Genomic DNA, 14,113 nt, shown 5'->3' with positions numbered 1-14,113 from the left:
CTGAATGTTGTGGCGCGCGTTTGCGTCGGCATTTGGATTTAGCGTACTTTTGCTATGGCCCTGAAATGGTCGCGAATGCGTTGCAGGGCAGGGCTTCGCCGGCACGATTGGTGACACGGCCTCTTGCGAAGCTCTGAGGCCGCACCTACTTTCGGCCCGACACATGACTGGAGACGCTATCGATATGGACATGAACCTCGCTGCCTTCACCCTTTCGGTTTCGCTGCGAGAAGTCATGTCCCATGCCTCCATCCGTTTCCCTCACCGGCCTGTCCTGGTCCACGCCTGACGGCACGCCGCTTTTCACCGATCTCAATCTGAATTTCGGTGCTGAATGCACCGGCATCGTCGGCCGTAACGGTGCTGGCAAAAGCACGCTTCTGCGCCTCATTTCCGGTGATCTGAGCCCTGCCTCAGGTCATGTGCATGTTTCGGGCACCATCGCCATGATGCGGCAGGATGCGATGGAGCGGCCCGGTGAAACGATCGCGGACGTGCTGGGCGTACGGCAAGCGCTCGATCTGCTCGATCGCGCAGACGCAGGGCTTGCGGATGCTGACGACATGGCTGAAGCGGAATGGACGTTACCCGCACGTATCGAGACAGCGCTGTCGCGTTGTGGTCTGTCCGCGCCATCGCAGACACTGCTGACCACGCTTTCGGGTGGGCAACGCAGTCGCGCCGCGCTTGCAGCGTTGATCCTTGCCGCGCCCGACTTTCTGCTGTTGGACGAGCCGACAAATAATCTCGATCGGGCGGGACGCAGGGCTGTGATCGATCTCATCCGAAGCTGGACCGGTGGCGCGGTCATCGTCAGTCACGATCGCGAACTGCTGGAGGAAATGGGCGCCATTGTCGAGCTGAGTTCTCTTGGCGCGGCCCGCTATGGCGGGAACTACAGCGCCTTCCGGCAACGCAAGGATGCCGAGTTGGAAGCGGCCTCGCGCGACCTTGCCCACGCGGAGAAGACCAGTAAAGAGGCTGCCCGTCGCGCACAGCAAGCGGTCGAACGCAAGGCGCGCAAGGACAGTGCCGGGCACAGGGCGCGGGCAAAGGGTGACCATCCGAAAATTCTGCTGGATGCCAGCAGGGATCGGGCGGAAGCCTCGGGTGCTGCGGGCGCGCGCCTGCGTGATGCCCGACGCGAGACGGCTGAAGCAGCTGTATCTGCCGCGCGGGAGAAGATCGAAGTATTACAGCCGCTACGGATGGACGTTGCGTCAACGGGACTGCAAGCCAGCAAGGTGGTGCTTCGGCTCGACGGCGTAACGGGCGGATATGACCCGACGCGAGCCGTCATCAGTGGTTTTTCGCTGAGCATCATCGGGCCAGAGCGCGTGGTCATTGCCGGGCCAAACGGCAGCGGAAAGACGACGCTGCTCAAATTGATTGTCGGCCAACTCGTGCCGCAGAGTGGCCGCATAACGACAATGGTCCCGTTCGCGATGCTGGATCAGCATGTCGGATTGCTCGATTCCAATCGAACATTGCGCGAGAATTTCCAGCAGCTGAACCCTTCTGCCGATGTACACGCCAGCCATGCCGCCTTGGCGCGGTTCGGTTTTCGTGCTGGCGACGCATCGCAGCTGGCGGGCAACCTGAGCGGGGGTGAACGCCTGCGCGCCGGGCTCGCCTGTGCACTTGGGGGCATGCCGCCGCCAAGTTTATTGATCCTCGACGAGCCCACCAATCATCTGGATCTGGACGGCATTGCGGCCCTCGAAGCGGCACTCAACGCTTACGATGGCGCGGTGCTGGTCATCAGCCACGACGATGCGTTTCTTAAATCCCTCGCACCCCACAGAACAATCCATCTGCGCGGATGACAAGTTTGGCGGCTGTAAAACGGACGTTTGATGCGTCGAACATCCAAGCCCTCTGGCCTCAGCACCTTTAGCCCGTCTCTTCTGACCCCTTGCCTCGGAATGGCCGAAAAACATGCGCAATAGGGCGATCTTAAATCGCAGCGAGGGTGGCATGAGAAAAGCATTCAAGTTTGCAGGCATTCTGGTTGGTGTGCTCGTTGTTCTGGCGCTCGGCGCAATTCTTGTGTCGGGCGGCGTCGGCTACATCGATGCGCGTTCCGACGCCGATCAATTGCGTGCGCGTGCCGATGCGCTGATTGCGCAGGGTCGTGGTGCGGATCAGCTGAGTGCGCGCCAACGCGAAATTCTGCTCGCGGTTGAAGATCCGAATTTTGCCGAACACAGCGGTGTCGATTTCTCGACGCCGGGGGCGGGTCTCACGACGATCACGCAATCGGCTTCCAAGCGCTTGGGCTTCGATAAGTTTCGCCCCGGCTTCGGCAAGATCCGGCAGACCGGCTATGCGCTTGGTCTGGAGAGCAAGCTGACCAAGGAGCAGATATTGGCGCTGTGGCTCGATACGCTTGAGATGGGCAAAGGCCCTGACGGATGGATGGTCGGGTTTCACAACGCGAGCACAGTGGTTTACGGCAGGCCTGCGGCCGACTTAAGCGAAGCTGAATTCATCCGGCTGGTTGCTGTTCTGATCGCTCCGGCTGCGTACGATCTTTTTAATGCGCAGGATGACAAGCTTTCAGAGCGGACAGCGCGCATCGAGCGGCTGGTCGCGGGTGCGTGCTCGCCTGCGGGCTTTTCCGATGTCTGGCTGGATGGATGCGCGCAACCTGCGCAGTAAGGTAGCTCTGTCGGGCCTTTACCCTAAACCCGTTTCCCGCGTAGCAGCTTAGGCACTGCGCCCTTCAGCCCTCCTGCCTTGCACTCGTTTATGGTTCGCCTAACTTGCGATTGTGGCGGACGCTGCACGAAGGTGGACACATGATCCGCTCAGTGAGCTATTTAGTGCGCTCAACGATTCGATATCTTGCAGGAACAAGGGGGAAAGCGTGAGCGACGAGCGTGTTCGGGGCATTCTGCGGGAGGCAAAAACCCTTGCGAAGGAGTATCGAGAAATCACAGGCAAGCCACTCGGAATAACAGGCGAAGTTGCCGAGTATGAGGCTGCCAGGCATCTTGATCTAAATCTCTTGCCGGCGCGCAATGTTGGCTACGATGCGATTGACAAGGTCACGGCGCGAACCTTTCAGATCAAAGGGCGATGTGTTTTACCTGGCAGCAAGCCGAGCCAGCGCTTGGGGAAGATCGATATAGCCAGCAAGTTCGATGCAGTGCTTTTGGTTCTGCTGGATCAGTGCTTCGAAGCCACGCAAATATATGAGGCCGAAAGAGATGCTGTGATCGCGGCATTGGTTCGGCCAGGCTCTAAGGCGCGCAATAGACGTGGCGCAATGAGCGTGTCGTTGTTTAAGAAAATTGGGCGCATGGTGTGGGAGCGTGATGGAATTACGCCGCTCAATGGTTGAGCCCGCAATCAGTTTTCGGAAGACTCGCCACGACGTCCCCTAAACCCGTTTCCCGCGTAGCAGCTTAGGCACTGCGCCGGTGAGGCCCGCCGCTTCCTCGACGAAGAAGCGTTTCAGCGCCGGAATGCGATCGACCACGCCGAGCCCGAACTCGCGCGCTGAGCGCAGCAACGTTGCGTCGCTTGAAAACAGGCGGTTGATGCCGTCGAACGTCGCCGTCGAAACTGCTGAATCAAAACGCCGCCAACGCTCATAGCGGCGCAGCGCCAACGCATCGCCCGCGTCGAAGCCTAGCCGCATGTTGTCCGCGACCGCTTCCGTCAGCGCCGCGACATCGCGCAGGCCGAGGTTCAGCCCCTGCCCCGCGATGGGGTGGACGCCATGTGCAGCGTCGCCGATCAGCGCGAACCGCTGGGCGACATAGCTGCGCGCCAGATGCATCGATAGCGGCCACGACTGGCGCGGCCCTTCCAGCGTGATGGCGCCGAGACGGCCACCGAAACGCTTCTCTACCTCGCGCAGGAAGCCATCGTCATCCAGCGCCAGAATGCGCGCGGCTTCCCTGGCGTCCTCGCTCCAGGTGATGCAGGCGCGGTTGCCGGTTAGCGGCAGGATGGCGAACGGCCCGCCGGGCAGGAAGTGCTGCACCGCGCGGCCTTCGTGCGGGTGCGCGTGCTGCACGGTGGTGACGATGCCGGTCTGCGCATAGTCCCAGCCGATCAGCTTGATGTTGGCTGCATCGCGCAACGTAGATTTGCGGCCGTCGGCGGCGATCACCAGTGCGGCGTTGATTTCGCGGCCATCGGCAAGCTGCACCGTGGCGGTTGCATCGCTGGCGGTGAAGCCAGTTGCGTTCGCGGGGGCAAGCAGCGTGATGGATGGGTGCGCCGCCAGGCGGGCGCGCAGAGCATCGGCCAGCAGGTGCGCGGGTACGATATGCGTTGCAGCCTCGCCATCGCCGGTGACGTTGTCATAACGCAGCAGCACTGGCCGCACGCCGGCATCGAGCGGGGAGTCGGTCAGCTCGATCCCCGTCACGGGCTGGGCGGCATGGGCGATGCTGTCCCAAACGCCGATGGCCTGCAGCAGGTGGCGGGATGCGGCGGAGAGGGCGAAGGCGCGGGCATCGTGCGCGTGGTTGGATTGATGGCCGGATGTGGCAGCAGGTGGCGCGGCGCGATCGATCAGGGCGATGCGCAATTCATCGCCGAGGGCGTCGGCGAGAGCACAGGCCAGCGCCATGCCGGCATAGCTGGCGCCGGAGATCGCGACATCGAAGCGGGCGGGCTGTTGCGCCATTTGCAATCCATCCTTCAGTGCGGCCAGCGGTTCGCACGATTTGCAGAGCGCCCCGGCTGGATAAGCTGATAGCAAGATCGGGGCGCGGGAGAAACGCCCGGTGGTGACGCGCGGGGCTTGCTCGCGAGCAGCGGCAACCCATCTGCCGCATGGGGCTGGGCTGTGCCAGAGGATTTCGGCCCGCGGCGGCTTCGTTGCGCAGCTTGGCCGGCCAGCGCGGTATCGCTGACGTGGGTCAAGGCTCGGCGCGCGGAACAGACTTTAGGCAGACAGGCAGAGAGATAGGGACTTAGATGACAACATCAGACAACCCCGCGGGCGGTAGCTCCGCCCAGTCCGCTCTCGATGCGCTGCTGGCTACGCTCAATCTGGAGCCGCTGGAGAACAACCTGTTTCGCGGCGCGCGCGGCATTGAGGGCTGGCAGCGGGTGTTTGGCGGGCAGGTGCTGGGGCAGGCGCTGGTGGCGGCGGCGCGGACGGTCGATCCGGAGCGGCCGGTGCACTCGCTGCATGGCTATTTCTTGCTGGCGGGCGATCCGTCGCGACCTATCATCTATGACGTGGAGCGCATCCGCGACGGCGGCAGCTTCACCACGCGGCGGGTGAAGGCGATCCAGCACGGTCGGCCGATCTTCTCGATGAGCTCTTCGTTCCACAAGGCGGAGGAGGGTTTCGAGCATCAGGCGACGATGCCGGTGGACGTGCCGCTGCCGGAGGCATTGCCGAACCCCAAGGAAGCGATTGCCGAGCATCTGGACACCTTGCCAGAGGCGATGCGGAGCTACTGGAGTCGCGAGCGGCCGATCGACATGCGGGTGGCTGATTTGTCGCGGTATCTGGTCCGCGAGAAGAAGACGCCGCTGCAGAACATCTGGATCAAGGCGGCGGGCAAGTTGCCGGATGACCCCATCGTGCATCAGGCAGTGCTGGCCTATGCTTCGGATTTTACCCTTTTGGATACGGCACTTATCGCGCACGGCAAGCTGCTGTTCGACGCCGATGTGCAGCTCGCGAGCCTCGATCATGGCATCTGGTTTCACCGGCCGTTCCGCGCCGACGAGTGGCTTTTGTACGTGCAGGACAGCCCCAGCGGGTTCGGCGCGCGCGGGTTTTGCCGGGGCAGCATCTATACGCGTGACGGCATTTTGATCGCCTCGGTGGTGCAGGAAGGGCTGATGAGGCAGCGAGCCTCCGCCTTCGTGCCCAGATAATAGGCATCAGCCAGATATTGCACAAATAACAAGCAGCATGTGCCGCCAAAATGCCCTCCGGCTTGGCGGCATATTCTTTTTTATTTCATAAAAACAAAGACCTAGGTCTCCCCTCACGAATTGGCACGGCTCTTGACTCCGTCTTAGGGCGGCGGTCGCGCATGCGCACGTCGAATTGAGAAGACGATGAGGCCGTCGCTACGGGCGGTCAGTGCGTCAAGGGGAGAAAGATCGGCATGAAGTTGATCACGGCAATCATCAAGCCATTCAAGCTCGAGGAGGTTCGCTCCGCGCTGACCGAACTCGGGCTGCAAGGCATGACGGTCACTGAAGTCAAGGGATACGGACGACAGAAGGGGCACACGGAGATCTATCGCGGCGCCGAGTACGCGGTGAACTTCCTGCCCAAGATCAAGATCGAGGTCGTTGCTCCCACAGCGCTGGTCGACAAGGCGGTGGATGCAATCCAACGCGCCGCCAAGACCGGCCAGATCGGCGACGGCAAAATCTTCGTTTCTCCTGTCGAGCACACAGTTCGCATTCGCACCGGCGAGGCGGACGACAACGCGCTTTGAACCGGCTCCGCCTGAATGGGCGAGAGCAAAAGACGACCAGTACCCAAAGGGAAGGGGAATTCTAGTGATGAACTTTAGAGATCTCGGAAGAATGGCGGCGTCCACCTGTGTGGCGGCCGGCCTGTTTGCGGCGACGGCGCTGCCGGCGTTGGCGCAGGAAGAGACGCCAAAGCTCGATACCGGCGACACCGCATGGATGCTCGTGTCGATGGTCATCGTGCTGATGATGGCGGTGCCGGGCCTCGCGCTGTTTTACGGCGGCATGGTGCGCAAGAAGAATATTCTTTCCGTCTGTATGGCCGTGTTCGCCACGGTCTGTCTCATGTCGGTGCTCTGGCTTGTTGCCGGCTACTCCCTCGCCTTCACCGATGGCGGCGCTTACAATTCGTATATCGGCGGCCTCGACAAGATGATGTTCGCGGGCATCGGCAAGGACAGCCTGACGGGCACCATTCCGGAGCTGGTTTTCGCGACCTTCCAGATGACCTTCGCGGCTATCACGCCCGCCCTGATCATCGGTTCGGTTGTTGACCGCATGAAGTTCTCGTCGCTGCTCGTCTTCATGTCGCTCTGGCTGTTCCTCGTCTATGTCCCGGTCTGCCACTGGGTGTGGGGCGGCGGCTTCCTTGCTGGCGACGGCGTTCTTGACTTCGCTGGTGGCACGGTCGTTCACATCAATGCCGGTGTTGCAGGTCTCGTTGCGTGCCTCGTACTTGGTCGCCGCAAGGGTTTCGGCACCGAGAGCATGGCGCCTTCGAACCTTGTATTCACGATGATCGGCGCTGCCCTGCTGTGGGTTGGCTGGTACGGCTTCAACGCTGGCTCGGCCCTCGGCGCCAACTCCACTGCCGGTGTTGCAATGTCCGCAACGCAGGTTGCTACCGCTGCTGCCGCGCTGGCCTGGATGTTCTCAGAATGGCTGGTGCACGGCAAGCCGACCATGCTTGGCATCGCTTCTGGCGCCATCGCCGGTCTCGTCGCCATCACTCCGGCTTGCGGCTTCGTCGATGTGAAGGGTGCTCTGCTCATCGGTGCTGCTTCGGGCGTCGGCTGCTACATCATGTCGACCGGCGTGAAGAAGGCCCTTGGCTACGACGACAGCCTTGACGTCTTCGGTGTTCACGGCGTCGGCGGCATCATCGGTGCCATCCTCACGGGTGTATTCGCGGTCGAAGCAATCGGCGGCACCGCCGGCCTGCTCGAAGGCAACTACGCTCAGGTTGGCATCCAGCTCTACGGCATCCTTGCCACCATCGCATGGTGTGCCGTTGCTACCTTCGGCATCCTGATGCTGCTCAAGTACACCATGGGCATCCGTGTCAGCGAAGCTACGGAAGTGGAAGGCCTCGACGTTGCTCTGCACGGCGAGTCTCTCCAGTAACTCCTCGAAGGGCTGCGGGCGGAGTTTCGTCCGCAGCCTTTGTCTCCCGCGCGCGTGCGCCTTCCCCTAGGCGTGCACAACTGGCCCGGGGCTTCGGCCTTCCGGGCCTTTTTTGTGCGTTGTCGGATAGTCTGCGGATTAAGCTGGAATTACGATCTGCACCGGTCCGGGCTGGCTGCCGATCGCTTCCAGCAGGCGCAGCAGATGATGCCTCTCTAACGCGATGCAGCCTTCAGTCGGCGTCATGCCGGGGCGGGCAATGTGGATGAAAACCGCGCTGCCGCCGCCATGGACTCGGGGCCGCTCGTTATGGTCGAGAATGATCATCGCATCGTAGAGGCCGTCGTCGCGCCAAAGCTTTTCGCATCTGGCCGGATATGGCAGTCGGACAGGCCGATTGTAATTGCGGTCGCGGGGCGTATCGCACCAGCCGTCGTCGCGTTGGGTTGGGCGTATCGTCAGCCCCGTGCGTGGCCGCAGCAACTTGTCGGGCCGATAGCGCGCCGAACGCAGCGCAAATGTGCCGATCGGGCTGGCGTTGTCGCCCTCGCGCTTGTCGACGCGACGGCCGTTAAACCCGAGTACGCAGGGAAAGCTGAGGTTGCCGTAGGTCAGAACGCCCCGGGTAGCCCTTGGCGAAAGGCTTCTCACGACTATTTTAGAAGCTGACCGGTGGTTACTGGGTAGGGTGGTCATTGGAGCTTCCGGTGTGTCCATGCTATTCGGCAAGCGTCAGATAAGACGGGGCATCCGACGTGGCCAAGCAGTTTATCTCTGCCGTCACCGGGGTGGGGCGTTAATTGCTCCCGAGTTATGCCAACGAATGTACTTGAACCCACCGGAATAACCGGCGCAGGATTCTTGAAGTCTGAGGGAGCGAAGTAGCGAAGATGACGACGGCCCGACGCGTCCTCATTGTAGATGATGACGAGGACCTGCGCGAAACCCTCAAAGACCAGCTCATCCTGCATGACGAGTTCGACGTGGAGACTGTCGGTCTGGCATCCAAGGGTATGGAGATAGCCAAATCGAACCACTTCGATCTGGTGGTGTTCGACGTATCGTTGCCGGATATGGACGGCAGGGAAGCGGTTCGCCTGCTGCGCAAAGGCGGCTTCAAGACGCCGATCGTGATGCTGACCGGCAATGTATCGGACGCGGACCAGATCCTCGGCCTTGACGCGGGCGCTAACGACTACATCACCAAGCCGTTCAAGTTCGCCGTGCTGCTGGCGCGCATACGTGCGCAGTTGCGACAGCACGAGCAGAGCGAAGATGCGATCTTCACTATCGGACAATACACCTTCAAGCCGGCTTCGAAGCTTCTGACCGACGAGAAGGGATCGAAGGTCCGGCTGACGGAGAAGGAAACTTCAATCCTGAAGTATCTCTATCGTTCCGGCGATAAGGTCGTGTCGCGCGATACGCTGCTGCACGAGGTGTGGGGCTACAATGCCGGCGTGACGACGCACACGCTGGAAACGCACATCTACCGGCTGCGGCAGAAGATTGAGCGCGATCCGTCGAACGCAGAGCTTCTGGTCACGGAAGCTGGCGGCTACCGGCTTGTGCCCTGACAAAGCCTATCGCAGCTAATGCTGCCGATTGGGCGCGCGGCTAAGTTTTCGCGAATTTTACTGCCCCATTCAGTGCGTTGGCAGGGCGTGGCCTTTGGGCCGCGAGCGCCTTCCGATAGGCATGTTTTCCACAGGGCGCGTGCGTAACCTGTGGACGTCGTTGCTGCCAATTGTGTACCGCTCATGCGTGCGGCGCCGCGAATCACTCACGGTTTCCGCAGCTTGCGTCACTGCAAGATTTAGCTGATGCAGGCATGTTCGCATGCTGAAAAGTTCCGCGTCCTCGGCCACTCAAACGCGATGGGAACGCCTTGGAACTCTTTGCCGGACAACTCGCCATCCTCCCGATTTTCCGTGGGCTGACGCCGCTGCAGGTCGCCGCGATTGCGCGCCGGGCCGATCGTGTCACCTACACGCCGGGCGCGACGATGGTTGAGGAAGACACCGTTGCTGACGCTGCGATCCTTATCGTGTCGGGCAAGGCAATGCGCGTGAGCGGGCCGCAACTCATCACCGTTGGCGAGCCGATCATGAGCGGATCGCTGATCGGCGAAGCGGCGATGCTGATCGAGACCAATTACGGTTGCACCGTTGTTGCCCGCAACAAGGTGCGGTCGGTGCATATCCGTCGCGACAGCCTGCATGAACTGATTTTGCAGGACCGTGCGATGGCGGATCGCCTGATGCAGAACCTTTCTGCGCGCCTGGCCCAGACGGCTGAAGTGTTGCGGCGCGTCGATACCCATCTTGCGAAGGCCGATGCGTTGGCCGCTCACCAGCCCGCAGGGGTGGCGGAGACGGCTGAGCAGCCCCAGCGGGCAGAGCAGGCGCGCGCTGCTGCCGGCTGATGTGCGGGCTTGAAATCCGGGCGTGAGAATAAAAAAACGCCCAACCCCGGGGGGAGGGGTTGGGCGTCGAGAGCGCTTGCGCGCGCGGCGCCGGGAGGGAAGCCGGCACCCCAGGTGATGTCGTTCGGCTAGACGGGGGGGCACTACCGATACAGGGTGACATCACCTGTCTGACTTGAGTTAAGCGCAAAGGTTGAAAGTTCAATAGTGGCGCCCCCGGTCGATCACGAAAATGTTACCGGCACGTAGCAAGTTATCCCCAGACAGAGATTGCCCAGGGCTCGTGGAGCCACAGTCGTGTGATTCGCGGCGCGCCGCTTAGGGAGTGCCGAGCGGTCTGCCCAAGGCCTGAATCTTGAACATCGCGGAATCGAGCTCGACGCTCTTGGCGAGGTTTGAAACCTGAACCCGCGTATCGAGACCTTGCGCGTCCTTGGTTACCCATTCCTTAAGCTCAAGCGCCGGCTTGGTCGACATGAAGAGCTTGATCTGGCCTGGGGTGTTCGGGTTCTTGTCGACGAGACCCACGACCAGCAGGTCGTCCGCCTCCTGAACTTCCATGATCTTGGCATCGCGCACCAGATCTACGTCCGAGCGCAGCAGTAGGCGGAAGGGCGTATCGTCCAGCGCCACGCGATCTTCGTTGTTGAGGTCGAGATCCTGGATGGCCAGATAGCGACCATCGGAAATCACGATCTGGCGTGATGGGCGGTTGTAGTCGAAGCGAAAACGACCGGGGCGCATCACGTAGAACTTGCCGCGCATGCGCTTGTTGTCGGCACCGGTCTGCACGAAGTTGCCCTGCAGCGTGTCGAGGCCGGCGAAATACTGCGAGACCTTATGCACCAGATCGGTCTGATGGTCATCGAGAGCGAGCCCCTCGTTGCCGGCCTTGCTGGGGGCGACCTGAGCGCTCCAGGCCGATCCTGCACCTGCCGTAGCTTCGCCCGGCTTGGGTCCAGAGGCTGGCATCGGAGCGGGGGCCTTGACCGGCTGATCGGCGGCGGCTGCCGGAACGGCCAGAAGGCCGAGAGATACCAGTGCCGCTGCTGCGACTGCTTTGAGTTCCTGCATGGACCCTCAACGTCTCCCGAATCGCCGTAGTTTGCGCATTAGATAGAATATCCCAGCCGAACCGGGAACACCTGACCCGCACTCGTGGCCAAACAATGAGACCACATGTTGGCGGTTTTTACGTTGCTAGGCTCGGATCATTGAAAAGCCCCGCCGATAGCTGGCGGGGCTGGATAATCTGTGCCGTGCCGGATCAGCCGCGGCCGCCGGAGCCGTCACGGCCGGAAACGAGGATCTCGCGCTTTCCGGTGCTGCTCGCGGCGCTGATCAGGCCTTCGCTTTCCATGCGCTCGATCAGATCGGCGGCGCGGTTATAGCCGATCGACAGGCGCCGCTGGATGTAGCTGGTCGATGCTTTGCGGTCGCGCAGCACAATGGCAACGGCCATGTCGTAGATGTCGTCTTCGCTCGCGGTGCGCGGGTCAGAACCTGCTTCGTCTGCAGCGGGCGCGGCGTCGGTGATGCCATCGACGTATTGCGGTGTGCCCTGCTTGCGCAGCGCTTCGACGATCGATTCCACTTCCTCATCCGAAACGAACGGTCCGTGCGCGCGTACGATCTGGCCGGTGCCGAGCGAGTAGAGCATGTCGCCCTGCCCCAGAAGCTGTTCGGCACCCTGCTCGTTCAGGATCGTGCGGCTGTCGATCTTTGACGCCACCTTGAAGCTGATCCGGGCCGGGAAGTTGGCCTTGATCGTACCGGTGACGATGTCAACCGACGGACGCTGCGTTGCCATAATGAGATGGATGCCGGCAGCGCGCGCCATCTGCGCCAGACGCTGAATGGCGCCTTCGATTTCCTTGCCGGCAACGATCATCAGGTCGGCGAACTCGTCCACCACGACGACGATGTACGGCATCGTTTCAGCGGCAACTTCCTGCTGCGCGTAGATCGCTTCACCGGTGCTTTCGTTGAAGCCGGTCTGCACCGTGCGCGTAAGCTGTTCGCCACGGCTCTGCGCCTTCTTCACGCGGGTGTTGAAGGCTTCGATGTTGCGAACCGACAGCGCGGCCATGCGCTTGTAGCGTTCTTCCATTTCGCCGACGACCCAGTTCAGGGCCGCGACGGCCTTGTGCGGATCGGTGACGACAGGCGTCAGCAGGTGCGGAATGCCGTTGTAAACAGACAGTTCCAGCATCTTCGGATCGATCATCAGCATCCGGCATTCTTCCGGGGCGCGCTTATAAAGCAGCGACAGGATCATCGCATTGACGCCGACTGACTTGCCCGAGCCGGTGGTGCCGGCAACCAGCAGATGCGGCATGCGTGCAAGATCCGCGACGATGGGATCGCCGCCGATGGATTTGCCGAGCGCCATCGGCAACGCGGCTTCGGATGCGCTGAATGTGTCGGCTTCGAAGATGTCGCGCAGATATACGGTTTCGCGGCGTACGTTCGGCAACTCGATGCCGATCACGTTGCGGCCGGGAACGACCGCAGCGCGCGCCGAGGTGACGCTGAGCGAGCGTGCGATATCTTCAGCCAGCGCGACCACGCGTGATGACTTGGTGCCGCGTGCGGGCTCAAGCTCAAACAGCGTCACGACCGGGCCGGGCTTGATCTCGCGTACTTCGCCCTTGATCGAGAAATCGGCCAGCACTTCTTCAAGCAGGCGCGCAGTTCCACGCAGCACTGACTGCGTGAACGTTGGGCCCTGCTTACCGGCAGGCGGCCGACGCAGAAGGTTCATCGCGGGCGGGCGATACGAAGCCGGCGCGCGGGCAGCAACGCCACCCAGGAGCCCGGAGCGCTTCGTCGTCTTCGCCACCTGCTCGCGCTGCTTGGTTACAATCGCGGGCAGATCTTCGGCGTCGTCGGGTTCAGCAGGAACGCGCGGCGCATTGGCGGGCGCGAAGCGCTGCGCAATGGCACGGCTTTCAGCGTCGGTCGTGTCGTCGAAGCCGATATCATCGTGATCGCGCACGGCGTCGCTTGCGATGGCATCGGTCAGCGAACGCGGCGGCTGAGCCGGGTGCATGATTTCCGTATCGGCGTCGTCCGGCATGGCGCGTTCGAACTTGGCCGGCCCGGGAAGGAACGGCTCGCGACGGCGCGCGACAGGCGCTTCATTGTCAGTTGCGTAAACCGGCTGCATCGGCGCCGCGGTGGCGGGCTCGAATACTACCGGCGAACGGGCGAAATACTGGCCCAACCATTCCGGCATCAGCGGACCGCGGCTGCGCGAGACGCGGCGGCTGCGATCCAGCAGGCGGTTCAGGTCTTCGCGTTCCAGGCCGATGCTGTAGCCGAGCACGGCGAAACCGGCGAGGAAATAGATAAACCCGGCGAGTGGCATCGCAGCGGATGCGCCGACCAGATCAAGCGCGGTCGCGGTCAGCTTATAAACCCAATCGCCGACGATGCCGCCGAAGCTGTGTCCGAACGGCCAGGTGGCGGAAAGCGGTAGGGCTGCGAAGCCACCGGCCAGAAGCAGAACCGCGAGCGGGAACAGGCTTGTCTTCTTGCGGCTGGCGGAAATGCGCTCCGCCAGCATCAGCTCGATGCCCCAGAACATCGGCGCAAGCAACAGAAACACGCCGGCAAAGCCAAGTGTGTTCAGCAGCACATCCGCGAAGATGGCGCCGGCCGCTCCCAATGCGTTGGTGGGATCGCCATGGGCGGCGTGCGTAAGGCTCGGGTCGGATTGCGACCACGTCAGCAAGCTTGCCCAGGCTGCAGCGACGCCGATGAGAGCCATCAGGCCAGCTACGCGGATCATCCAGCCGATCAGCCGATCTTCCATGTCTGGAGGAAGAAGGCGTCTCGGGTCATGCGACTCGAGCGACATATCGAACGTACTCT

The 14,113-nt window shown here is 62.0% G+C and carries 12 protein-coding genes; 8 read left to right on the top strand and 4 right to left on the bottom strand.

The window, feature by feature from the left end:
* Positions 1–242 precede the first annotated feature (242 nt).
* The 3 genes from C6Y62_RS03685 (at position 243) to C6Y62_RS03675 (ending at position 3,346) form a co-directional block, all read left to right on the top strand.
* The gene (locus C6Y62_RS03685) at positions 243–1,826 is read left to right on the top strand and encodes an ABC-F family ATP-binding cassette domain-containing protein (RefSeq protein WP_173952812.1); all 1,584 of its coding nucleotides are present in this window, start codon (positions 243–245) and stop codon (positions 1,824–1,826) included.
* A gap of 151 nt (positions 1,827–1,977) precedes the next feature.
* The gene (locus C6Y62_RS03680) at positions 1,978–2,661 is read left to right on the top strand and encodes a transglycosylase domain-containing protein (protein ID WP_173952811.1); all 684 of its coding nucleotides are present in this window, start codon (positions 1,978–1,980) and stop codon (positions 2,659–2,661) included.
* 208 nt (positions 2,662–2,869) lie between these two features.
* A complete protein-coding gene (locus C6Y62_RS03675) occupies positions 2,870–3,346 on the top strand; it encodes a DUF6998 domain-containing protein (protein ID WP_173952810.1) in 477 nt (158 codons plus the stop codon).
* Positions 3,347–3,385: 39 nt separating this feature from the next.
* Here C6Y62_RS03675 and C6Y62_RS03670 read toward each other — a convergent pair whose 3' ends face one another.
* Positions 3,386–4,645: an FAD-dependent monooxygenase gene (locus tag C6Y62_RS03670; RefSeq protein ID WP_173952809.1), complete on the bottom strand. Its 1,260-nt coding sequence runs from the start codon at positions 4,643–4,645 to the stop codon at positions 3,386–3,388.
* A gap of 293 nt (positions 4,646–4,938) precedes the next feature.
* Here C6Y62_RS03670 and tesB point away from each other — a divergent pair, with 293 nt between their 5' ends.
* From tesB to C6Y62_RS03655, 3 genes are all read left to right on the top strand, one after another.
* Entirely contained in the window at positions 4,939–5,856 is a 918-nt protein-coding gene (gene tesB, locus C6Y62_RS03665) for an acyl-CoA thioesterase II (protein WP_173952808.1), read from the top strand.
* Positions 5,857–6,092: 236 nt separating this feature from the next.
* Positions 6,093–6,431: a P-II family nitrogen regulator gene (locus C6Y62_RS03660; RefSeq protein WP_068462907.1), complete on the top strand. Its 339-nt coding sequence runs from the start codon at positions 6,093–6,095 to the stop codon at positions 6,429–6,431.
* A gap of 91 nt (positions 6,432–6,522) precedes the next feature.
* Positions 6,523–7,812 (top strand): ammonium transporter, encoded by a 1,290-nt coding sequence (locus C6Y62_RS03655; protein ID WP_420844145.1) that lies wholly within the window; start codon positions 6,523–6,525, stop codon positions 7,810–7,812.
* Between the two features lie 138 nt (positions 7,813–7,950).
* Here the strand turns inward: C6Y62_RS03655 and C6Y62_RS03650 are convergent, their stop codons facing one another.
* Complete coding sequence (locus C6Y62_RS03650; protein ID WP_338074306.1) at positions 7,951–8,463, bottom strand: L,D-transpeptidase family protein; 513 nt, start codon at positions 8,461–8,463, stop codon at positions 7,951–7,953.
* A gap of 239 nt (positions 8,464–8,702) precedes the next feature.
* Between C6Y62_RS03650 and C6Y62_RS03645 the strand changes: the two genes are divergently transcribed.
* The gene (locus tag C6Y62_RS03645; protein WP_173952805.1) at positions 8,703–9,389 is read left to right on the top strand and encodes a response regulator transcription factor; all 687 of its coding nucleotides are present in this window, start codon (positions 8,703–8,705) and stop codon (positions 9,387–9,389) included.
* Positions 9,390–9,700: 311 nt separating this feature from the next.
* Positions 9,701–10,237, top strand: a complete 537-nt coding sequence (locus C6Y62_RS03640; protein WP_173952804.1) for a Crp/Fnr family transcriptional regulator — start codon at positions 9,701–9,703, stop codon at positions 10,235–10,237.
* Between the two features lie 318 nt (positions 10,238–10,555).
* On the opposite strand, the gene C6Y62_RS03635 is transcribed toward C6Y62_RS03640, so the two are convergent.
* On the bottom strand, positions 10,556–11,311 hold the full coding sequence (locus C6Y62_RS03635; protein ID WP_068462900.1) for a LolA family protein: 756 nt from the start codon (positions 11,309–11,311) through the stop codon (positions 10,556–10,558).
* Positions 11,312–11,504: 193 nt separating this feature from the next.
* Positions 11,505–14,099, bottom strand: coding sequence for an FtsK/SpoIIIE family DNA translocase (locus C6Y62_RS03630; RefSeq protein ID WP_173952803.1), 2,595 nt, complete (start codon positions 14,097–14,099; stop codon positions 11,505–11,507).
* Between the last annotated feature and the right edge of the window lie 14 nt (positions 14,100–14,113).

This window comes from Hyphomicrobium sulfonivorans (assembly GCF_013306565.1).
In the GTDB taxonomy this organism is placed as follows: domain Bacteria; phylum Pseudomonadota; class Alphaproteobacteria; order Rhizobiales; family Hyphomicrobiaceae; genus Hyphomicrobium_A; species Hyphomicrobium_A sulfonivorans.
The sequence above is the reverse complement of the archived record's forward strand: the minus strand, read 5'-3'. Positions and strand labels throughout refer to the sequence as shown.